This is a genomic window from Saccharopolyspora sp. ASAGF58, assembly GCF_012277335.1.
Lineage (GTDB): Bacteria > Actinomycetota > Actinomycetes > Mycobacteriales > Pseudonocardiaceae > Saccharopolyspora > Saccharopolyspora hattusasensis.
The window spans coordinates 715,373-736,220 of record NZ_CP040605.1; the positions used below are offsets into that span (position 1 = coordinate 715,373).

The window sequence follows — 20,848 nt, forward strand, 5'->3', positions numbered from 1 at the left end:
ACAGATCGGAATGCTTGAAGCTTCAACCGCGTTTGGATGGTCGAAACTTCCGTCCCGTTCTTTCCTTGGAGGCAGCATGACGGCAACGGCGCAGATCCCCGGCTACGTCGCGGGTACCTGGGACATCGACACCGTCCACTCGGACATCGCGTTCTCCGTTCGCCACCTGGGCATCGGCAAGTCCCGAGGCCGGTTCGGCAGCTTCCAGGGCGAGATCGTCACCGCCGCCGACCCGCTGGAGTCGACGGTCACCGCCACGATCGACGCCTCGTCGATCGACACCGGCAACACCGACCGCGACGCGCACGTGCGCAACGCCGACTTCCTCGACGTCGAGCAGTTCCCCACCGCGACCTTCCGCTCCACCGGCGTCCGCCAGGACGGCGACGACTTCGTGATCGACGGCGAGTTCACCCTGCACGGCGTCACCAAGCCGGTGTCGCTGGAGACCGAGCTGGGCGGTTTCGCCGACGGCCTGCTGGGATTGTCCGCCAAGGTCGTCCTCAACCGCACCGACTTCGGCGTGGGCCCGGCCGGTGGCGCCATGGTCGGCGAGAAGATCACCATCACCCTCGACATCGAGGCCAAGCTCCGCAGCTGAGCTGACGACGCCGCAGCGGGCCGACGACGCAGCGGGCCGAGGACGACCAGGTCCTCGGCCCGCTGTGCCGTCCCGGTGCAGTTTCAACGGAAAAAGGCGACCGCCCGGTCAGTCCACTTCGGACCAGGCGTCGGCCAGCAGCTGCCGGGTCTCGCCGAGCAGCTGCGGCAGCACCTTGGTGTGGCCGATGACCGGCATGAAGTTCGAGTCGCCGCCCCAGCGGGGCACCACGTGCTGGTGCAGGTGCGCGGCGATGCCCGCCCCCGCCACCGGCCCCTGATTGAGCCCGATGTTGAAGCCGTGCGGCGCGGAAACCCGCCGGATCACCCGCATCGCCCGCTGCGTGTACTCCGCGACGGCCACCGTCTCCGCCGCGCTGAGCTCGGTGTAGTCGGCCACGTGCCGGTACGGCAGCACCATCAGGTGCCCCGGGTTGTACGGGTACAGGTTGAGGATCGCGAAGACCAACTCGTCGCGCGCGACGATCAGTGTCTCGTCGTCCGGCCGCCCCGACTCGAGCAGCCGGCAGAACGGGCAGCCGTCGCTGTCGTCGCCCTCCGGCTTGTTCTCGCCCTGGATGTAGGCCATCCGGTGCGGGGTCCACAGCCGCTGCAACGCGTCCTGGACGCCGACGCCGTGCTGCTCGCTCAGCTCCACGCCCTCCGGGCCGCGAACTCCGCTCACGCCCGCTCCGCCTGGAAGTTCGCCGCGCTCGGCGACGCGTTCTCGCGGCGCGCGATCCACTCCTCCAGCGCGGCGACCGCGGTGTCCACCGGGACCCCGTTGATCTGGCTGCCGTCGCGGAACCGGAACGACACCGCGTCGGCCTCCACGTCCTTGCCGCCGGCCAGCAGCAGGAACGGCACCTTCTGCGTGGTGTGGGTGCGGATCTTCTTCTGCATCCGGTCGTCGCTGGTGTCGACGTCGACGCGGATCCCCTTGGCGCGCAACGCCTTCGCCACCCGCTGCAGGTGCTCGACGTGCTCGTCGGCGATCGGGATGCCGACCGCCTGCACCGGCGCCAGCCAGGCCGGGAAGGCGCCCGCGTAGTGCTCGGTGAGCACCCCGAAGAACCGCTCGATCGAGCCGAACAGCGCGCGGTGGATCTTGATCGGCCGCTGCTTGCTGCCGTCCGGCGCCGTGTATTCCAGATTGAACAGCTCCGGCAGGTGGTAGTCGACCTGGATGGTCGACATCTGCCAGCTGCGGCCCAGCGCGTCCTTGGCCTGCACGGAGATCTTCGGGCCGTAGAACGCCGCCCCGCCCGGGTCCGGCACCAGCTCCAGGCCGGAGTCCACGGCGGCGGTGCGCAGCGCCTCGGTGGCCACCGCCCAGCTCTCGTCGCTGCCGACGTACTTCTCGTCGTTGCGGGTGGACAGCTCCAGGTAGAAGTCGTCCAGGCCGTAGTCGCGCAGCAGGTCCAGCACGAAGCCCAGCAGCGACTTCAGCTCGTCCTGCAACTGCTCGGGGGTGCAGTAGATGTGCGCGTCGTCCTGCGTCATGCCGCGCACCCGGGTCAGCCCGTGCACCACGCCGGACTTCTCGTACCGGTACACCGACCCGAACTCGAACAGCCGCAGCGGCAGCTCCCGGTAGGAGCGCCCGCGCGAGCGGAAGATCAGGTTGTGGAACGGGCAGTTCATCGGCTTGAGGTAGTAGTCCACGCCCGGCTTGCGCAGCTCACCGTTGGCGTCGCGCTCCTCGTCGAGGTGCATCGCCGGGAACATGCCGTCCTTGTACCAGTCCAGGTGCCCGGATGTCTTGAACAGCGTGTCCTTGGTGATGTGCGGGGTGTTGACGAACTCGTAGCCCGCCTGCTCGTGCCGCTTGCGGGAGTAGTCCTCCAGCTCGCGGCGGATGATGCCGCCCTTGGGGTGGAACACCGGCAGCCCGGAGCCGATCTCGTCCGGGAAGGAGAACAGGTCCAGCTCGGCGCCGAGCCGCCGGTGGTCGCGACGTTCGGCCTCGGCCAGCCACTCCAGGTGCTGGTCGAGCTTCTCCTTGGACTCCCAGGCCGTGCCGTAGACCCGCTGCAGCTGCGGGTTGTTCTGGTTGCCCCGCCAGTACGCGGCGGCCACCCGCATCAGCTTGACCGCCGGGATGAACCGGGTGTGCGGCACGTGCGGGCCGCGGCACAGGTCGCCCCAGACGACCTCGCCGTGCCGGTCGATGTTGTCGTAGACGGTCAGCTCGCCGCCGCCGACCTCCATCACCTCGCTGGTGTCCACATCGGACTTGATGTCCACCAGCTCCAGCTTGTACGGCTCGCCCGCCAGCTCCTCCTTGGCGGCGTCGACCGACTCCAGCCTGCGGCGGGAGAACTTCTGCCCGGACTTGATGATCTGCTTCATGCGCTTCTCCAGCGCCTGCAGGTCTTCCGGGGTGAACGGGCGGTCGACGTCGAAGTCGTAGTAGAAGCCGTCCCGTACGGGCGGACCGATCCCCAGCTTCGCGTCGGGGAAGAGGTTCTGCACCGCCTGCGCCAGCAGGTGCGCCGCGGAGTGCCGGATGACGCTGCGGCCGTCCTCGGTGTCGGCGGCGACCGCCTCCACCTCGACGTCGGCCTCCGGCGCCCACGCGAGGTCACGCAGGTTGCCCTCGGCGTCGCGGACCACCACGACCGCCTCCGGCCCCTTCGACGGCAGCCCCGCCTCGGCGACCGCCTCGCCCGCAGTAGTGCCCGCCGGAACCTTCACCCGGAGAGCTTGTTGAGCTTGGGAAGGCTGTACGGACACGATCACTCCTAGGCTGGGCCGGCCCACCGACCGGCGCGGACGCACTTCGCTTACCGATGCTATCGGCCTGTCGCGGACCGCTTTCCCCCAGCTCCCGCGCCCGGGGGTCGTGAGTGCGCAGCCGGGCCCCGGCCCGGCTGCGCACTCACGACGCGAGTTGCTCCAGCTCCGTCGCCGAGACCAGACCGCCGGTGAACGGCCCCAGCGCCAGCGACACGCCCAGCTCGCGCAGGCGGTGCGCCTGCAACCGATCGCGCACGCCGGCAGCGGTGACCGGCAGGCCCAGCAGCTGGGCCGCGCCACAGGCGGCCGCCACGAGATGCCGGTCCAGCGGGTCAGGACCGTCCGGGTCGACGAAGCTGTCCAGGTGCGGGCCCTCGATGCGCGCCATCCCCAGCGGAAGCCCCTTCAGCCGCGGCAGCCGGGCGTAGTCGCCACCGAACTGGTAGACGCCCAACCACAGCCCCATCTCGGCGAAGATCTCCAGCGTGTCCACCGGGTCACCCTGGTGATCGAACAGCGCGGACTCGGGCAGCCCGAGCGCTAGGTATTGCGGCGGTAGCCCGGTCTCGCGGAGGATGCGCTGCATGTCGGCGACCAGCTCGGGGTCGCGGCAGTGCCGCGGCGAGAGGTGCACCGCAGCGACCGGCGCCTCCGGGCCCAGCCGCTTCACCCAGCGCGCGGCGTGCTCGCACACCTGCTGAAGCGCCCAGGTGCCAAGCCGGGTGATCAGCCCGGTCTCCTCCGCCAACCCCAGGAACCGCTCCTCGCCCAGCTCGCCGAACTCCTCGTGGTCCCAGCGGATGTTGGCGGCGGCTCCGACCAGCCGTCCGCTCGCCAGCGCGATGACCGGCTCGTACTCGACGAACAGCTCGTGCTGGTCCAGGGCAGCGGGCAGCGCCGCCGAGAGCTTGAACCGGTCGCGCGCCGCCGCGTTGCGTTCGGGGTCGAACAGCACCCACTGCGCGCGGCCGTCGCTCTTGGCCCGGTAGAGGGTGATGTCGGCGTCCCGCAGCAGCGCCCCGGCGTCGGTGCCGGCCACCTCGCGCTCCACGACGCCGACGCTGGCCGAAGCGCTGAGCTCGTGCGCGCCGATCAGCACCGGCCGCGTGATCTCCCGCAACAGGCGTTCCACCAGGTCGATCACCGGGCCTGCGCCGCTCGAGTCGGGAACCAGCACCACGAACTCGTCGCCACCCATCCGCGCCGCGACCGCGCCCACCGCCACGGCCATCGCCTCCAGGCGTTGCGCGACCTGCCGCAACAACCGGTCGCCGATCGGATGGCCGAGGCTGTCGTTGACCGCCTTGAACCCGTCGAGGTCGAAGAAGCACAGCCCCACCCGGCGGCCCGGGCGCGTCGGCTCCAGCGCGGCGTCCAGGCTGGATCCCAGCTTGGTGCGGTTGGCCAGGCCGGTCAGCGGGTCCCGGACGGCCTGCTGGCGGAAGTGCTCCTGGAGCATGTGCCGGTCGGTGATGTCCTCGTAGAGCAGCACGAGGTAGTCCGGTTCGCCGTGGGCGTCGCGGACCAGCGACGCGGACAGCTGGGTCCACACGTGCGCGCCGTCGGGAGCGGTGTACCGGATGTCCAGGAAGCTCCGGTTCGCGACGCCGGCCGCCAGCTCGGCGATGGTGCCGGTCAGCTGTGCCAGCCACGTCTCGTCGGCGAGCTCGAACACGGTGCCGCCGACGAGCTGGGACTCCGGGCGCCGGAAGATCCGCGCCAGCGCCCCGTTTGACTCCTCCACCACCCCGTCCAGCGTGACGACCGCGATGCCCAGCGCCGAGGAGGTGAAGACCGCGCGCAAGCGCGCCTCGCTGGAACGCAGCGCCTCCTCCGCCGCGTCCCGGGCGTCCGACACGGCGCGCTGGATCACTTCCTGCTCGCGCAGCGTCTGCTCCCGCAACACCCCGGCGAACCCGGCGGCCAGCTCGCTGAGCGCCTCGATCAGCCTGAGCGGGTCGGTCTCCCGGATCTTCGGCAGCTCCGTGGCGAGGTGCCGCAGCGTGCGGGCCAGCGCCGCCGAGTTGGTGAGGTGCGCCCCGACGAGCCGCTCACCGATGCCGCGCGCGGCATCGACCGGTCCGCCGTCGAGGACGGACAGCAGATCGTCGACGCATTCGGCCAGGAAGGCCTCGACGTCGGGGCGGCCCATCGGGACGTAGCTCGTGTGGATGACCTCCCGGGTCCACTGCCTGACCAGGTCCTCCTGGCCTAGCTCCCCGCCGTCGGCAACCGATCCCCCCGTTCCTGGCATGCGGGTCACACCTTGCAGGCCACGGCCCCGTAAACGATCGACCGCTCCGGCTTCTCCCAGACGTCTTCGTCGGTGTCGGGGCGCCAATCGGGCACGTAGACCACGCCCGGATCGACGATCTCGAAGTCGGACACCAGCTCGGCGACCTCGTCGCGGGTGCGCAGCGTTACCGGGTTGGTGCTGCTCTTGTACAGCTCGACCAGGCCCTGGACGCCTTCCGGGTAGTGGTCGCCGGTGACGTGGGAGAAGCCGAGGTAGCTGCCGGCCGGGAGGCGGTCGTGGTAGCGCCGGATCACCTCGCGGGGCTTGCTGCTGTCCGGGACGAAGTGCACCAGCGCGACCATCATGACCGCGATGGGCTGGGAAAAGTCGAGCATCCGCCGGGTCTCCGGGGCGTCCAGGACGTCATCGACGTCGGCCAGGTCGGCTTGCACGATCGTGGCGTTCTCGTTGCCGTTGAGGATCGAACGGCTGTGCGCCACGGCAACCGGCTCGTTGTCGACGTAGACCACGCGGGTCGTGGGGTCTACGGCCTGCGCGATCTCGTGCACGTTGCCCGCGGTGGGGATCCCGGAGCCGATGTCCAGGAACTGCCGCACGCCCCGATCGAGGCAGTACCGAACCGCGCGGCGCAGGAAGCCCCGGTTGTTCCGGGCGACCTCCCGCACGTTCGGCACGACCTCCATGACCTTGCGGCCGAGTTCGCGGTCGACGGCGAAGTTGTGCGCCCCGCCGAGGTAGAAGTCGTAGCATCGGGCGGCGCTGGGTTTCTCCAGGTCGACGCCCTCGGGTATCCAGTCCGGCCGTAACTCCATGCGCGTGACCTCCAGCGCTGATCTTCCGGCGCCCCGAACCGCGGCACCGACCAGAACCATTTCGAGCTGTGGTCACCGCGCTCGGGAGCGTTGATCAAGCGGCGATCCTACTGTCACCCACCGCTTCGAGTCACGCACTTGACGTCGCCCACCGGAGGCCCCGGAACCGGATATGAGCATTGTCACCGTCCGCATCGCGGGATCCGGGATAAGGGGTACCTAAGCTGGTGGGGTCTTGGTGGACGCCCACCGTGCCCAGTCGTGATGGGCCAGTCAGCGAGCGCCGCAATCCGGCCGATATCCGTTCGGGCCGGTGCGGGGCGTAGGAGGAGATGGAATGACTCGCCCTTTGCGGGTTGCGATCGTCGGGGCCGGTCCGGCCGGCGTGTACGCCGCCGACATCCTGACCAAGTCCGAGACCCCGGTCGAGATCGACCTGCTGGACCGGATGCCGGCGCCCTACGGCCTGATCCGCTACGGCGTGGCTCCGGACCACCCGCGCATCAAGGGCATCGTCAGCGCGCTGCACCGGGTGCTGGAGAAGCCGGAGATCAGGTTCTTCGGGCACGTGGACTACGGCGTGGACGTCAAGCTCGACGACCTGCGACACCACTACGACGCGGTCATCTTCGCCACCGGCGCGGACCAGGACCGGGCGTTGGACATCCCCGGCATCGACCTGCCGCACAGCTTCGGCGCGGCCGACTTCGTCTACTGGTACGACGGCTACCCGGGGGCCCCGCGCGACTGGACGCTGGACGGCGAGAAGGTCGCGGTGATCGGTGCCGGCAACGTCGCGCTGGACGTGGCCCGGGTGCTGGCCAAGCAGGCCGACGACCTGCTGAGCACCGAGATCCCGGACAACGTGCACGCGGGCCTGAAGGACTCCCGCGTCACCGACGTGCACCTGTTCGCCCGGCGCGGCCCGGCGCAGGCCAAGTTCACCCCGCTGGAACTGCGCGAGCTCGACCACCAGGCCGGCGTGGAGATCATCGTGCACCCCGAGGGCTTCGAGCTCGACGAAGCCAGCGAGGAGGCGATCCGCGCCCACAACCAGGTCAAGACGATCGTCAAGACGCTGCAGGACTGGGCGCTGCGGGACCCGAAGCACGACACCGCGCGGCGGCTGCACCTGCACTTCCTGCGTTCACCGGTCGAGGTGCTGGGCACCGGCCGGGTCGAGGGCTTCAAGGTCGAGGTCATGGAGCTCACCGGCGACGGCAACGTGCGCGGCACCGGCGAGTACGAGACCTACCCGGTGCAGCAGGTCTACCGGGCGGTCGGGTACCTGAGCTCGCCGGTGGCGGACATCCCGTTCGACCACCAGACGGGCACCGTGCTCAACGAGGGCGGCCGGGTGCTGGACCTGGACGGCGAGCACATCCCGGGTGTCTACACCACCGGCTGGATCAAGCGCGGCCCGGTGGGCCTGATCGGCCACACCAAGGGCGACGCGCTGGAGACGATCAACAACCTTCTCGCGGACCTGGCGACGATGCCGAAGGCGGAGGAGCCGTCGGGCGAGAGCATCCTGCGGCTGCTGGAAGATCGCGGCGTCGAGTACACGACGTGGGAGGGCTGGGGCCGCCTGGACGCGCACGAGAAGGCGCTGGGCGAAGCCCAGGGCCGCGAGCGCATCAAGGTCGTCCCACGCGAGGAGATGGTCCGAATCTCGCGGGGCGAGTGATCTTTCCCGCGGCGGGTGGGGCGCAATTTCGCGAGAAATTGACCGTCACCCGGGTGAACGTCAATTTCTCGCGAAATTGACACCACGCGGTGCGCGATTTCGAACGTCGTTCGGTCTGCCGGTTGTGTGGCGCACTACGGTGTGGGGGGAAGCTCTCGTACCGCGCAAAGGATGGGCACGTTGACCGCGACCCGGATTCCGGACACCACCCAAGCCGAACTCGACACCGTACTGCAGCGGGCCGCCGACGCCGCCGAGCCCTTCGGCGCGCAGTCGCCCGCCGCCCGCGCCCGCCAGCTCGTCGCCGTCGCCGACGCGCTTGACGCCGCCAGCGGCGAGCTGGTGCCGCTGGCGATGGCCGAGTCCAACCTGTCCGAAGGGCGGTTGACCGGCGAGCTCAAGCGCACCACCTTCCAGCTGCGGCTGTTCGCCGAGGTCCTCGACGAGGGCAGCTACCTGCAGGCCACCCTGGACCGCGCGGACGCCGCATTCCCGTTGGGCGCCAAGCCGGACCTGCGCCGGATCCTGCAGCCGATCGGCCCGGTGCTGGTGTTCGCGGCGAGCAACTTCCCGTTCGCATTCTCCGTCGCCGGCGGCGACACCGCCTCGGCGCTCGCGGCGGGCTGCCCGGTGGTGCTCAAGGGCCACCCCGGGCACCCACGGCTTTCGGTGCGCACGGGCGAGATCATCGTGCAGGCGCTGGCCGAATCCGGTGCCCCGGACGGGGCTTTCCACGTCGTGCTGGGCTTCGAGGTCGGCACCGCTGCGTTGCAGGACCCGCGGATCAAGGCGGCGGCGTTCACCGGCTCGGTCCCGGCGGGTCGTGCCCTGTTCGACATCGCCAACTCGCGGCCCACGCCGATCCCGTTCTTCGGCGAGCTCGGCAGCCTGAACCCGGTCTTCGTAACGCCCAGCGCGGCGCGCGCCCGCGGCGAGGAGATCGCCAAGGGCTACGTGGCGTCGTACTCGGGCAACGCCGGGCAGCTTTGCACCAAGCCGGGGCTGCTGTTCCTGCCTGCTGACCACGGCCTGGACGAGGTGCTCGCGGCGGAGTCGAAGGCCGTCGCGGCGCACAAGCTGCTCAACGAGCGCCTGCACGACGGCTACTGCGGGCGGCGTGCCGCCGTCACCGAGGTGGCGGGCGTGCGGGCGCTGGCGGAGGGCAGCGTCGACGACGGCGCGGTGCCGACGCTGCTGGCCACCGACGTCGACACGCTGCTGGCGAACCGCCGGGAACTGCTGGAGGAAGTCTTCGGACCACTGTCCATCGTGGTCACTTACTCCTCCGAGGACGAGGCCCGGCGCGCGGCCGAGGCGTTCGAGGGCAACCTCACCGCAACGCTGCACGCGGAGGACGACGACACGGAGTTCGCGGGAACCCTGGTGAGCCGCTTGCGCAAGCGCGCGGGCCGAGTGCTGTTCAACGGCTGGCCGACCGGTGTCGCGGTGTCCCCGGCGATGCAGCACGGCGGACCGTACCCGGCGACGACGGATGCCCGCTTCACGTCGGTGGGCACGGCGTCGATCGACCGCTTCCTGCGCCCGGTGACGTACCAGAACGTCCCGCAGCATCTCCTCCCCGAGGCGCTACGCGACGAAAACCCGTGGGGCATCCCGCAAACCGTTCACGAACCCAGGTAACTGGTCGCGCATAACGGGGCACGTCACCTGGAGCGTGCGGGGCGGCGATTTCGCGCGAAATCGCCGCCCCGCACGCACAACAAGTGCCGATTTCGCGCGAAATCGCCCCAGGGCAAGGCCCAGCCCGCGCGCCTTAACCCGCGCTTTCAGGCGACGAGTGAAGGGCACCTTTGACCGAAGGACTATGCCGGTCGAAGGTGCCCTTCACTCACTTCGCGTCACTCACGACGCTTCGACGAGCTCGCCGACGCCGGACCAGCAGACGTTGGTTTCGATCGGCGCCAAGTCCTGCTCGATGAGGTCGTAGAGCATTTCCTCGTCCGGCTGCCCGTGGTCGTCGACCGGGACGACGGCGGCGAGGTACATCCCGAAGCTGTGATCGCCTCGACGGAGCTTCGCCAGCGCCCAGTCGTGCAGGCATCCCTGCCACACGTCCAGCGATTCGTCCCCGAGCAGTGGCTCGACGAGCAGCAGCCTGTCGTACGAGCCGATCGATTCGGGGCGAACGACCTGGTAAAGGGCAATCGCACAGCGCATGGAGCCTCCCCGTGACAGTGGTGACAGTTGCGAAAAGTAGTGTTGTCCGCGCCGAGAGTGACAGTAGTCAATTTGACGCAGTAAACTTGACACGACAAGGCCTCGTTTGGGTGGTAGCGACCGCTCAGACCTGAAGGGGTGACCGTGAACGACGCCGAGGCGCCGAGCCCGCAGACGATCAGCCCGACCGTGGGTCGTCGATGGCTGGCGCAGGAAATCAAGCGACTGCGCGAGGCCGCCGGCCTCAAGCAGTCCGACGTTGCCAAGCGCCTTCGGTGCAACCACGCGAAGATCGCGCATATCGAGAGCATGCGGAACGCCGTCAGCGGCCCGGATCTGGAGGTCATGCTCCCGTTCCTCGGCGTGCCGTCGGAACGCGTCGACTGGTACCTGCAACTGGCCGACACCGCCAAGGAAAAGGGCTGGTGGGACGGCAACCGTGCGATCCCGGAGTGGTTCTCCCTCTACATCGGACTCGAATGGGGAGCCAGCGAGATCCACGAGTGGGATCTGGGATACGTGCCAGGTCTGCTTCAGACGAGGTCGTACGCGGCGGCGGTGATTCGGGATGGCCTAACGGCCACTGAGCGCCATTTTGGCGAGCAGACGGAACTTCGGTTGCACCGGCAGACGGCGCTTGATCGAGCGGAATACCCGTTGAAACTCCATGCGATCGTTGACGAGGCCGCTCTGCAACGCCGGGTCGGAAGTACGCAGGTGATGCGCGAGCAACTGGAGTTCCTCGTTACGGTCAGCAGTCACCGGCAGGTCACGTTGCAAGTCATCCCGTTCGAAGCAGGGCCGCATCGGGGCCAACTGGGGTCATTTCAGTGGCTTGGTTTTCCGAGACCGGACGATCCCGGAGTCGTCTACGTCGAGAACCAGAAGGGCGGCCTGTACCTCGAAGAGCCCCACGAGATCGCCGGATTCCATGAGGAGTTCGCGCAGCTTGAACAAAGAGCGCTATCACCCGCAGAATCTACGAAGTTCCTAGCCGAGCTAGTGGAGGACACAGCATGAACACCCATGTCGCCGATGCCTCTGAGTTAGCCAACGTGGCCTGGCGTCGGAGCAGCCGGAGCGGTTCAGGTGGCGGAGCATGCGTCGAAGTCGGCGTGAGCTGGCGCAAGAGCAGCTACAGCGGCCCCAACGGCGGAGCATGCGTCGAGGTCGGCATGATCTGGCGGAAGAGCAGTCGAAGTGGACATGGTGGTGGGCAGTGCGTTGAGGTTGGGCTTGGGGCCTTGGTGACCGGGGTTCGGGACTCGAAGGATCCGAGTGGTCCGGCGCTGTTGTTCGGCGCCGATGCTTGGGACGGGTTTCTCAGCGGCCTCAAGGCGGATCGATTCGACCGCTGAACAGCGCCGGGCTCAGCCTCGGCGGGCGTAGCGGGCGACCGTGACAGATGCGGTCGGGGTGAGAGGCTTCGGCAGGTCGGCGATTCGGGCCCGGAGGTCTTCCGGGTCGGCGTGCCAGGCGCTGGGGCCCATCGCCACCACCGACACCGCCGTCGCGACCGCTTCGGTGATCGGGGCGTAATGGCCGGCTTCGAGGAACTCCGCGCGCGCCGCGACCATCGCCGCCGTGTCACCGACGACCTTCGTGCCACCGGACAGCAGACTCACGTACCCCTGACGCAGCAAACCGACGACCGGCTTCCCCGGTGCCGCCATCACCATGATCGGCGTAGGCGACAGCGGGTGAAACCAGAAGCCTTTCTTCCAGGTCTTGGCTACCCATTCTTTCTCCGAATGAGCGGCGATCAGGGTGCCGTCCAGATCCCAGCACTACCAGTTCCCGTCTGCCGCGGGGTGCCCGCCCGGTCCCACACCCGCGCCCGCGCGGCAGCATGGGCACCGCGGATCGCATGCAGCGCCCGATCGGCACCCTTGGCCAGCCTGTCGATCAGTCGCGACACGGTCGGATCCGAGATCACCGCCCCGAAGACCTCCGGCTGAGTGCGCACGACGGCGATGTCGGACGCGTAGTCCCCGCCCAGCGCGGACCGCGATCGCGAGATCGGCCACGATCTTGCCCGGATCATGCACTGCCAGCGGCGGCCGCCACGGACCCAACGCCGCCGACAGCGCCCGCTCCAGGCCGCCGAGAACATGACCAACGCCGTCATGGACGCCACCGCCTGAACCGACCTGGCCCTCGGCATCGCCGCCTGGCTGGAAAGCGCCGGCGGTGCCAACCCGCATGCCGAGGCGACCGTCTTGAAGCCCATCATCGCCGACATGATGGGCCGGTCGTCGAACAGTAGGTCACCGCCCCGGTGGGCAGGACAACAAGGAACAGGCCGACGCGTTCGTGGTCGAACCGCCTCAAACTTGAGCGGGTCGCGAGCCGTACCAGCTGTCTATGTACTTCGAGGACAACTGAACCTGTCCAACACTCATGTTAATACCTGACTCTAGCTTTCCTATACCACTTTCGTTGTCACCCAAAAGGGTGATATGACCTTTGCCAGATGTTCTAGTATTGCATTTCCCTGTAAAGCCGTGGAAAGATCGACCCCTTTGGCGCAGTCTAGAAAAAGGAGGCACTAAACGCGATATCGTGCTAGTATTTCGACATGGAGTCTGGCGTTGAATACAATGGACATGTAGAAATCTGGCACGTCAATGATGGCTGGGGGGTTGTCGGCGTGCAAGGTCAAAGCAGCAAAATCTGGGGCCATTATTCACACATAGAGGCTTCAGGGTTTCGCTCACTTGCCATTGGCGATCGAGTGAAAATCAAGGCTGAGCCCGCAGATCAAGATGGCTACCATTGGCGTGCTACCTGGATCAGAAAAGAGCCTTGATTTGCGAAAGGTTTTCTCTTCGCTTGGCGTTCTAGTCGCTACCACACTGTCGTTTGTCGGCCTTACTGGTACTGCTCAAGCCGCATATTATCACGACTTTTCCTGAACTATCCAGCTTTTGATGCGACGGACAACAACGGCAGGTTTACCGGGCAAGTAAACTTTTCCGCCCCTGGCGTGCCGATGGCATGGTCCTGGGATCTTGCACCGCACATCGAAGCGATCGCAACGTCGCCAATGGACTGTAGCGCTGGGCTCGTCCAGCCCATACCTCCGTATCACGACCGCCACCCGAGCGTGCCGGTTACCTACCTTTGGCACTCGACCGTGACGGGCAGCTACCTGGGCACTCCCTACGACATGTGGGGCAACTGTCGTTTCAATGTGAATGTCGGCGGCCGACCCGGTATTGCCAATCTAAAGCTCGAATTCCGATATTCGATTAACAACATTCCCCGGACGCTCGTGGAGGACGAGCAGGGGTCGAAATTCTCCAGCAACCTGGAGATCACGTACCTCGATGAACCTGCGAGTGTCACAACCCCCAGCAGTGCGTCGTCTGCGCCATTTTCGAGTGTCCTGACGGTTGATCACGCCGGCTGATTTCGCCCTAACGATTAGATCGAAGGGGCGCGGTAGAAGGGCTGCCAGTCGGACAGCACAGGGCCCCGCGCCGATTCGGTACATCGGATCGGCGCGGGACTCGTTGCGTTCCCACTATTCGATTCTGCTTTTACAGGGATCGGGGCTGCTGTCAAGCAAATCGCGGATGCCCATTTGGGGAGCGTAGGTTCGCTGACAGCACCGTTCTGGAGCAGGGCCTCAAACTCGGCGAAGAAGTGGGCGAGCTGTTCAAGGCCATCCGCAAGCAGGCCAAGTTCCGATCGACCACCAGTCGGTGACCGGCACGGTCAATGAAGAACTTGCGGACATCTTGATCTACGTCCTGGCGATCGCGAACCGCTACAAGATTGATCTGCCGGTCGAAGGTGCCCTTCACTCACTCGCATCACTCACGACGCGTCGACGAGCTCGCCGACGCCGCGGACCAGCAGACGTTGGTTTCTATCGGCGCCAAGTCCTTGACCGGGGTTCGGGACTCGAAGGATCCGAGTGGTCCGGCGCTGTTGTTCGGCGCCGATGCTTGGGACGGGTTTCTCAGCGGCCTCAAGGCGGATCGATTCGACCGCTGAACAGCGCCGGGCTCAGCCTCGGCGGGCGTAGCGGGCGACCGTGACAGATGCGGTCAGGGTGAGGGGCTTCGGCAGGTCGGCGATTCGGGCCCGGAGGTCTTCCGGGTCGGCGTGCCAGGCGCTGGGGCCCATCGCCACCACCGACACCGCCTCCTCCGGACTCAGCGATAACCCGAACTCGCGGGTCTCCTGTGAGACCAGGTCGAAGTGGTCGGCCAGTTGTTCGGTGAGCCGCTCTTGCTTGCGCTCGTCCACGTTCAGCAATCCGAGGGCGGACACCAGCTCCGCGAGGTGGCCCGAGTTCGGGACGACAACCACCAGTTCGCCGCCCGGACGCAGCACCCGGTGCATCTCCGCGGCGTTGCGCGGCGCGAAGACGTTCAGCACCGCCGCTGCCGCACCGCTGCGCACCGGCAGCGCCTGCCACGCGTCGGCCACCACCGCTCCCAGGCGCGGATGCGCCTTCGCCGCGCGGCGGCAGGCGTACTTGGAGACGTCCAGCGCGACCCCGACCCGGTCAGATCCGCCCAGGGCCCGGGCCAGGTAATAACCGGTGCCGGCGCCGACATCCACGATGCAGCCAGCAAGCGAGGACACCGCCGTCGCGACCGCTTCGGCGATCGGGGCGTAATGGCCGGCTTCGAGGAACTCCGCGCGCGCCGCGACCATCGCCGCCGTGTCACCGACGACCTTCGTGCCGCCGGACAGCAGACTCACGTAGCCCTGGCGGGCTATGTCGAACACGTGGTTGGCCGGGCAGCGCAGGCTGTTCCCGGCCCGGTCGAGGTCCGCACCGCAGTGCGGACAGGCCAGCAGCACCACCACGTCGTCCAGCAAGCTCGCCTCCACACCGTCGGTACGCGATTCTAGGAGCCGTCCACCGGCAGGGGTGGGGAGGATGGGGGACTGGGTTTCGGCACCCGACTACTGGGCCGCGCGGTTCGCGGTGCAGCACCTGATCGCGGTCGGATACCTGCTTGGTTTCACCAGCGCGCTGCGCCAGTTCCGGGGCTTGCTGGGCGAACGCGGCCTGACGCCGATCCCCCGGTTCCTGGCCCGGGTCCCGTTTCGCGGCTCGCCGAGCCTGTTCCACCTGCACTACTCCGACCGGTTCTACGCGGGCGTCTGCTGGGTCGGGGTCGTCGGGAGCCTGTTGGCGCTGGTCGTTGACCTCGCGCCGTTGTGGGCGTGGATCGCGCTGTGGCTGGTGTTGTGGCTGCTGTACCTGTCCATCGTCAACGTCGGGCAGGTCTGGTACTCGTTCGGCTGGGAATCGCTGCTGCTGGAAGCGGGATTCCTGGCGATCTTCCTCGGCCCCGGATCGGTCGCCCCGCCCGCACCGGTGCTGTGGCTGCTCACCTGGCTGCTGTTCCGCGTCGAGTTCGGCGCCGGGCTGATCAAGCTGCGCGGCGACTCCTGCTGGCGGGACTTCACCGCGCTGTACTACCACCACGAGACCCAGCCGATGCCCGGCCCGTTCAGCCGCTGGTTCCACTGGTTGCCGCGCCCGCTGCACAAGGTCGAAGTCATGGCCAACCACGGCACGCAGCTGGTGGTGCCGTTCATCCTGTTCGCCCCGCAGCCCGCCGCCACGGTGGCCGCGCTGATCGTCGTGGTGACGCAGGGCTGGCTGATGCTGAGCGGCAACTTCGCGTGGCTGAACTGGTTGACCATCACGCTGGCGTTCTCGGCGATGGGCTCGTGGCTGCTGCGCTGGGTGACGCCCGCCCCGCCGCCGCTGACCGCCCCGCCGCCGTGGTTCGTGGCCGCGGTGCTCGCCGTGACGGTGGGTTTCATGGTGCTCAGCTACTGGCCGGTGCGGAACATGCTGGGGCGGCGGCAGGTGATGAACCGCAGCTTCAACCGGCTGCACCTGGGCAACACCTACGGCGCCTTCGGCAGCGTCACGCGAACCCGCTACGAGGTGATCATCGAGGGCGCGGCCGACGCGGACGGCGCCTGGCTGGAGTACGAGTTCAAGGGCAAGCCCGGCGACCCGGGGCGGCGTCCGCCGCAGGTCGCGCCCTACCACCTCCGCCTGGACTGGCTGATGTGGTTCCTGGCGATCTCCCCCAGCTACGGCCGGACGTGGCTCCCGAACCTGGTGGCAGCGTTGCTGCGCAACGAAGAACACGTGCTGCGCCTGCTGCGCCGCAACCCGTTCCCGGAGTCGCCGCCGATGTTCGTGCGGGCGCACCTGTACCGCTACCGCTTCGCGACCCGCGCCGAACGCCGCGAGACCGGCGCATTCTGGATCCGCAGTCGCGTCGGCGACTTCATCCCGCCCCTGACGCTGGAGGACCTGGTGTAGCGGCTGTGCGGATTGGCGTGAGTATCGCCGCGGTCCCCCTCCTCACGGGGTCGCTGGTTGGCGCGAACGGACAGTGATGATGTGTGTAGTGACGCCGCTGGTGGGTCTGACCCTCGAACGGACTGACGGCTTGCCTGTCCTGGAACGGATCTGTCGGCCTTACCGGGCGTTGCTACGCGCGCGGCCGGACGGGCGTTTGCGCGAACTGTCCGTTCGCTCCGTCGCCCCACCAAAATCGCGGCGCGGGGCGATCCCATCCTGCGCGCCCTCTTAGTCAGCTACGGCCGGAGAGCTCCCCGCGCGGACCTTCGCTGAGCGATGCCGGGCGGGAGCGCGCCTGCTCGTTGCGCCGACCCCCGTAACGCCCGGCGCCGAGGGTGACCTCACCGGTCGGCCCGGAGGAAACCTGGTGCAGGCTCGCGGAAAGATCGGCCTCCAGACCGCCCGGCAGCTTCAGCCGGACCAGCAGCGGCAGCAGGAAACCGATCGCCACCATCGCCACGAGCACCGGCGTCAAGGTGCCGAGCAGCACGGTCGGCACCTGGTACCGCAGGAAGAACGCGCCCCACATCAACGCCAGCATCACCAGCGACACGGTGATCAGCGCGGTGCTGCCGACGACGCTGGAGCGGGCCCGCCGGATGCGCTGCTGCGCGAGCACCCGGACCCGGTGCGCCTCGGAGTGCCGGCTGTCGAACTTCTCCACCCGGCGCAGATAGCGCATCGCCCGGCGGAAGTGCAGCGACGAGAGCTGCACGTCGCCGCTCTCCCCGATCTTGTACGCCGCGACACCGGCCACGAAGTACGGTTCGGCCTGGTCCGAGGCCGAACCGATCGCTTCCCGGGCGACCGCCAGCGCCTCCAGGTAGAGGTCCTCGCTGCCGGTCGCGTCGCCGCGCTGGACCAGCAGCCGGGCCAACTCGACCTGCAGGCGCCACTTCGGCAGGTCGCAGTCGGACCGGTCGAGCACGTAGCGCAGCGGCTCCTCCGCGCTCACCAGGTCCCCGGCGGACCGCACCACCGAGCGCGCCAGGCCGATCGCGGCCGTCCCGTTGCCCGGATCGAGCACGGTCGCCTGGCGGAACTGCTGCGTCGCCCGCCCGGCCCACTCCCCCGGCTCCCCGCCGTCGACGTCCCGCTGGAGGTAGACGTTGCCCAGCTCGACGTGCGCCTGCACGTCGTACCAGTCCCGTTCGACGGCCTGGTCAAGCAGCTTCTCGGCCTCGTCGAAACGCCCGAGCTGGCTGTACAGCGCGGCGAGGTCGACGTGGGCGCCGGCGTAGGGGTCGAGTTCGGTGGCGGTGCGCAGGTGGTGCTCGGCTGCGGCGTGGTTGCCGCGCCGGAAGTTCAGCACGCCCAGCAGCGCATGCGCCTCGTCGTCGCACGGGTCGTCTTCGATGACGCCCAGGCACAGCCGTTCCACCTCGTCGTGCTGCGCTGTTCCGACGTCGCGCAGCAACGCGGCGGCCAGCGAGAGCCGGGTTTCGTCGTCGCGCGGGTCGATCTCCAGTGCGGCCCGGAAATGCCGTTGCGCCTTCTGGATGTCGTTGCCGCGCAACGCCACCCGGCCCAGGCCCACGAGCGCGTCGCCTCGCTCGTCCGGTCCGAACGCGTCGTCGAGCAGTGCCGAGAAGTGCTTCTCCGCCTCGGTGAACCGCTGCTGCGCGAGCTCGATCCAGCCCAGCTCGACCAGCAGCGACCGATCACCCGGGAATCGCCGCAGGTAACCGCGCACGACGTGCTCCGCTTCGCGATACCTGCGCTGCTTGCGCAGCACACCGGTCTTCAGCACAACGGCGTTCAGGCTGAGCGGCCTGATCGCCAGAATCTTGGCCACACAGGACAGCGCCTGATCGAGGCGGTAGGTGTCGACGTAGATCTCGCCCAGCAGACGCAAGAAGTCCAGGTCGTGGGGGAACCGCTCGATCGCGGCCAGCGTGGCTTCCTCGGCCTCCGCGGCCAGGCGCATCCGCCGCAATGCGATGATCTCGTCCCACATCGCCACCCGGGAATGCGGCTCCGCCCGCTTCGCCCGGCGCGCCAGCCGCAAGGCGTCCTCGAACCGACCGGCTTGCCGGAACGTCCGGCTCAGTTCCACCAGGAGGAATCGCGAATCCGGGTCCTGCGCCAGCTCCCCGCGCAGCAACGCGACGGCTTCGTCGTAACGATCGGCGATGCGCAGCGCCCGAACGTGATCCTGCAAGGCGAGCATCGAATCGTCGCTGCTGGAATTGCGACGGAAGAACTCGATCGCCGCATCGATGCGGCCGAAGCGAACCTCCCGCCATCCGAGGGTGCGGATGACGTCCTCATCCGCACCGAACTCCTCGGCCATTCGGGCGGCGACGGCCTCGGCCTCGCCGAACCGGCGCAGCTCCACCAAGACGTCGTAGCGTTCCAGCAAGGCCGGCACGTTCCCGGTGTCCGATCGCAATGCATGATCGGTGGCCTGCAACGCCTCCTCGTAGCGGCCCTGGCGGACGTACTCCGCGATCAGCGCCTGGCGCAGGTACCAAGTCTCGCCGCATGCCTCGAGCCCGTCTTCCAGCGCAGCGACCGCAGCGTCGTACCGGCCCTGGCAAGACAGCGCGAGGGAGAGTTCCTCATGCAGTTCGGGGGCGAGCGGGGCTTCGCGCAGCCCCTCCCGGGCGGCCTGTTCGGCTCGGTCGAACCGGCTGGTCAGGCGGAGGACGATGGCCTTGGACTCCAACGCCTCGACGTGGCCCGGCGCCACCTCCAGGGTGCGTTCCACCCACGGAAGTGCGGCGTCGTAGTCCGCCCGGGCCCGGTGGATTCGCCCTAACCGGTAGCGCAGCGCCGGTACGTCCGGGAACCGGCGCTGTGCTTCTTGCGCCGCCGCCAGCTCTTCGTCGTAGCGGTACAACCCGTTGAGCAGGTTGCACCTGGCGAGAATCAGGTCGATGTCGTACGGGTCGTCGTCCAGGAAGCGGACGCACTCCTGCAATGCCTCATCGGTCCGGCCCCGGGCGTTGAGCGAGTTGACCAACCCGAGCCGCAGCGGTCGGTGGGTGGGGAACTGCCGCAGTGCGTCCCTGGCCGCTTTCCCGGCGTCTTCCGGCCGACCTGCGCTGCGCAGCAGGATGACCTCCATGCTGCGGGCTCGTGGCAGGTACTGATCAATCCGCGCTGCGGTCCGCGCCAGCTCGATCGCCTCGTCGAAGCGGCCCTGGGCGTCGCGCAGCCACGCCTGTTCAAGCAGCAGCCGGGGAGATTCCGGGTTCGCGGCCAGGGCCGCGTCAAGCACGGTTTCGGCGTCTTCGGGCCGCTTCGCGTCCCGGAGCAACGTCGCGTACCAGTCGGCGAGGAACGGGTTGTCCGGGTCCGCAGCGGCGGCCCGCTCGATGCGCTCGACGGCCAGCTCGTCCTGGCCTCGCCGACTGGCCACCAGTGCGTGCTCGCAGACCAGATCCGGGGAATGCGGCAGCCGGGTGAGCGCCTCGGAGGCCGCCTGCTCGGCTTGCTCGAACCTGTCCAGCAGCCGCAAGAGGAAGATCTTGCGTTCATGGGCGAGCTCGTGCCAAGGGTCCAGTTCGAGCGCGCGGTCCACGGTGCGCAACGCCGCCTCGTAGCGGAGCTCCTCGACCTCCAGGAAGGCCAGCAGGTCCACGAGATCTGCCTCGTCCGGGAATCGGCGCAGCGCTTCGCGCGAAGTGGCAACGGCGGCGTTCAGGTCGCCTGCCGCGTGCAGCGCGAAGCATCGCCATTCGATGGCATTGACGTCATCCGGGGCGATCGCGAGCGCTTTCTCCAGGTGGCGCGTCGCATCGTCGGGCCGTTGCATCTCGATGAGCAGGCGCCCGATCGCCACGCGGACGAACACGCCTTCCGGGAACCGCTCAAGCGCGGACTCGGCGAACTCCAGCGCCGCGGCGTAGCGGTAGCTGCGCTCCAACGCGGCGATGCGCCACGCGTGCGCGCGTTCGGATGCCGGGTCGAGTTCGAGCGCGCGCTCGAAATCCACCAGCGCGGTTCGGATGGCGATCCGGCCCAACGCCACCCTGCCTCGCAGGATGCGCAGTTCGGCGCTGTCGCCGCGGGCAAGGGCCGCATCGGCGGCCTGCTGCGCCGCGCCGAAGTCGCAGCGGCGTCGGAGCAGGTCGATGTCGCTGATGTCGCGCACTTCCCTGGAAATCTTGCTCACCCCTCGCCTCGCGTTCGCTGCCAGCGGCAGTTTGCCAGCAGCGAACACCAGCCCGGGGAAGAACGCGCAGATCGCCGTCACCCGTCGCCGACGCTGGGGG

18 protein-coding genes are annotated in these 20,848 nt (G+C 68.3%); 9 read left to right on the top strand and 9 right to left on the bottom strand.

All coding sequences use genetic code 11. The annotated features are described in order from the left end of the window. The first annotated feature begins 76 nt into the window (after positions 1-76). Positions 77-601: a YceI family protein gene (locus FDZ84_RS03045; RefSeq protein WP_168584618.1), complete on the top strand. Its 525-nt coding sequence runs from the start codon at positions 77-79 to the stop codon at positions 599-601. Positions 602-709: 108 nt separating this feature from the next. Here the strand turns inward: FDZ84_RS03045 and FDZ84_RS03050 are convergent, their stop codons facing one another. The 4 genes from FDZ84_RS03050 to FDZ84_RS03065 all read right to left on the bottom strand — a co-directional run bounded on the left by FDZ84_RS03050 (position 710) and on the right by FDZ84_RS03065 (position 6,408). Then, positions 710-1,285, bottom strand: coding sequence for an HIT domain-containing protein (locus FDZ84_RS03050; RefSeq protein WP_168584619.1), 576 nt, complete (start codon positions 1,283-1,285; stop codon positions 710-712). Continuing rightward, positions 1,282-3,297, bottom strand: a complete 2,016-nt coding sequence (gene thrS, locus FDZ84_RS03055; RefSeq protein ID WP_168589760.1) for a threonine--tRNA ligase — start codon at positions 3,295-3,297, stop codon at positions 1,282-1,284. The genes FDZ84_RS03050 and thrS overlap by 4 nt, the downstream gene beginning before the upstream one ends. Positions 3,298-3,481: 184 nt before the next feature. Further along, complete coding sequence (locus tag FDZ84_RS03060; protein ID WP_168584620.1) at positions 3,482-5,593, bottom strand: bifunctional diguanylate cyclase/phosphodiesterase; 2,112 nt, start codon at positions 5,591-5,593, stop codon at positions 3,482-3,484. Between the two features lie 5 nt (positions 5,594-5,598). Continuing rightward, a complete protein-coding gene (locus FDZ84_RS03065) occupies positions 5,599-6,408 on the bottom strand; it encodes an SAM-dependent methyltransferase (RefSeq protein WP_168584621.1) in 810 nt (269 codons plus the stop codon). A gap of 337 nt (positions 6,409-6,745) precedes the next feature. Between FDZ84_RS03065 and FDZ84_RS03070 the strand changes: the two genes are divergently transcribed. Both FDZ84_RS03070 and FDZ84_RS03075 read left to right on the top strand, forming a co-directional pair. Further along, positions 6,746-8,095, top strand: coding sequence for an FAD-dependent oxidoreductase (locus FDZ84_RS03070; RefSeq protein ID WP_168584622.1), 1,350 nt, complete (start codon positions 6,746-6,748; stop codon positions 8,093-8,095). 171 nt (positions 8,096-8,266) lie between these two features. Beyond that, on the top strand, positions 8,267-9,736 hold the full coding sequence (locus FDZ84_RS03075; RefSeq protein WP_168584623.1) for an aldehyde dehydrogenase (NADP(+)): 1,470 nt from the start codon (positions 8,267-8,269) through the stop codon (positions 9,734-9,736). A 222-nt stretch (positions 9,737-9,958) separates the two neighbouring features. Here the strand turns inward: FDZ84_RS03075 and FDZ84_RS03080 are convergent, their stop codons facing one another. Further along, positions 9,959-10,273 (bottom strand): hypothetical protein, encoded by a 315-nt coding sequence (locus tag FDZ84_RS03080; protein ID WP_168584624.1) that lies wholly within the window; start codon positions 10,271-10,273, stop codon positions 9,959-9,961. Positions 10,274-10,417: 144 nt separating this feature from the next. On the opposite strand from FDZ84_RS03080, the gene FDZ84_RS03085 reads away from it, so the two are divergent. Both FDZ84_RS03085 and FDZ84_RS03090 read left to right on the top strand, forming a co-directional pair. Next, a complete protein-coding gene (locus FDZ84_RS03085; protein WP_168584625.1) occupies positions 10,418-11,293 on the top strand; it encodes a helix-turn-helix transcriptional regulator in 876 nt (291 codons plus the stop codon). Beyond that, on the top strand, positions 11,290-11,631 hold the full coding sequence (locus FDZ84_RS03090) for a DUF397 domain-containing protein (protein ID WP_168584626.1): 342 nt from the start codon (positions 11,290-11,292) through the stop codon (positions 11,629-11,631). The genes FDZ84_RS03085 and FDZ84_RS03090 overlap by 4 nt, the downstream gene beginning before the upstream one ends. 12 nt (positions 11,632-11,643) lie before the next feature. On the opposite strand, the gene FDZ84_RS03095 is transcribed toward FDZ84_RS03090, so the two are convergent. Further along, positions 11,644-11,946 carry a hypothetical protein gene (locus FDZ84_RS03095; protein WP_210435408.1) on the bottom strand — a complete coding sequence of 101 codons (303 nt, stop codon included), beginning with the start codon at positions 11,944-11,946 and terminating at the stop codon, positions 11,644-11,646. Between the two features lie 89 nt (positions 11,947-12,035). After that, entirely contained in the window at positions 12,036-12,401 is a 366-nt protein-coding gene (locus tag FDZ84_RS03100) for a hypothetical protein (protein ID WP_168584627.1), read from the bottom strand. A gap of 450 nt (positions 12,402-12,851) precedes the next feature. Between FDZ84_RS03100 and FDZ84_RS03105 the strand changes: the two genes are divergently transcribed. The 3 genes from FDZ84_RS03105 to FDZ84_RS38500 all read left to right on the top strand — a co-directional run bounded on the left by FDZ84_RS03105 (position 12,852) and on the right by FDZ84_RS38500 (position 14,275). Continuing rightward, positions 12,852-13,082, top strand: coding sequence for a cold shock domain-containing protein (locus tag FDZ84_RS03105; RefSeq protein WP_168584628.1), 231 nt, complete (start codon positions 12,852-12,854; stop codon positions 13,080-13,082). Between the two features lie 327 nt (positions 13,083-13,409). Beyond that, complete coding sequence (locus tag FDZ84_RS03110) at positions 13,410-13,685, top strand: hypothetical protein (protein ID WP_168584629.1); 276 nt, start codon at positions 13,410-13,412, stop codon at positions 13,683-13,685. Positions 13,686-14,071: 386 nt separating this feature from the next. Continuing rightward, positions 14,072-14,275, top strand: a complete 204-nt coding sequence (locus FDZ84_RS38500; RefSeq protein ID WP_246868760.1) for a DUF397 domain-containing protein — start codon at positions 14,072-14,074, stop codon at positions 14,273-14,275. 12 nt (positions 14,276-14,287) lie between these two features. Here the strand turns inward: FDZ84_RS38500 and FDZ84_RS03120 are convergent, their stop codons facing one another. Continuing rightward, positions 14,288-15,112, bottom strand: a complete 825-nt coding sequence (locus FDZ84_RS03120; protein WP_168584630.1) for a putative RNA methyltransferase — start codon at positions 15,110-15,112, stop codon at positions 14,288-14,290. 61 nt (positions 15,113-15,173) lie between these two features. Between FDZ84_RS03120 and FDZ84_RS03125 the strand changes: the two genes are divergently transcribed. Then, entirely contained in the window at positions 15,174-16,586 is a 1,413-nt protein-coding gene (locus FDZ84_RS03125; RefSeq protein WP_168584631.1) for a lipase maturation factor family protein, read from the top strand. A 274-nt stretch (positions 16,587-16,860) separates the two neighbouring features. On the opposite strand, the gene FDZ84_RS03130 is transcribed toward FDZ84_RS03125, so the two are convergent. Beyond that, the gene (locus FDZ84_RS03130; protein WP_168584632.1) at positions 16,861-20,829 is read right to left on the bottom strand and encodes a tetratricopeptide repeat protein; all 3,969 of its coding nucleotides are present in this window, start codon (positions 20,827-20,829) and stop codon (positions 16,861-16,863) included. Positions 20,830-20,848 lie beyond the last annotated feature (19 nt).

Bases quoted from the DNA above. Each gene is read 5' to 3' on its own strand.
- FDZ84_RS03105 (WP_168584628.1), top strand. From the start codon at position 12,852: ATGGAGTCTGGCGTTGAATACAATGGACATGTAGAAATCTGGCACGTC.
- FDZ84_RS03070 (WP_168584622.1), top strand. From the start codon at position 6,746: ATGACTCGCCCTTTGCGGGTTGCGATCGTCGGGGCCGGTCCGGCCGGC.
- FDZ84_RS03045 (WP_168584618.1), top strand. From the start codon at position 77: ATGACGGCAACGGCGCAGATCCCCGGCTACGTCGCGGGTACCTGGGAC.
- FDZ84_RS03095 (WP_210435408.1), bottom strand. From the start codon at position 11,946: ATGGCGGCACCGGGGAAGCCGGTCGTCGGTTTGCTGCGTCAGGGGTAC.
- FDZ84_RS03060 (WP_168584620.1), bottom strand. From the start codon at position 5,593: ATGCCAGGAACGGGGGGATCGGTTGCCGACGGCGGGGAGCTAGGCCAG.
- FDZ84_RS03080 (WP_168584624.1), bottom strand. From the start codon at position 10,273: ATGCGCTGTGCGATTGCCCTTTACCAGGTCGTTCGCCCCGAATCGATC.
- FDZ84_RS03125 (WP_168584631.1), top strand. From the start codon at position 15,174: ATGGGGGACTGGGTTTCGGCACCCGACTACTGGGCCGCGCGGTTCGCG.
- FDZ84_RS03075 (WP_168584623.1), top strand. From the start codon at position 8,267: ATGGGCACGTTGACCGCGACCCGGATTCCGGACACCACCCAAGCCGAA.
- FDZ84_RS03090 (WP_168584626.1), top strand. From the start codon at position 11,290: ATGAACACCCATGTCGCCGATGCCTCTGAGTTAGCCAACGTGGCCTGG.
- FDZ84_RS03065 (WP_168584621.1), bottom strand. From the start codon at position 6,408: ATGGAGTTACGGCCGGACTGGATACCCGAGGGCGTCGACCTGGAGAAA.
- FDZ84_RS03100 (WP_168584627.1), bottom strand. From the start codon at position 12,401: ATGACGGCGTTGGTCATGTTCTCGGCGGCCTGGAGCGGGCGCTGTCGG.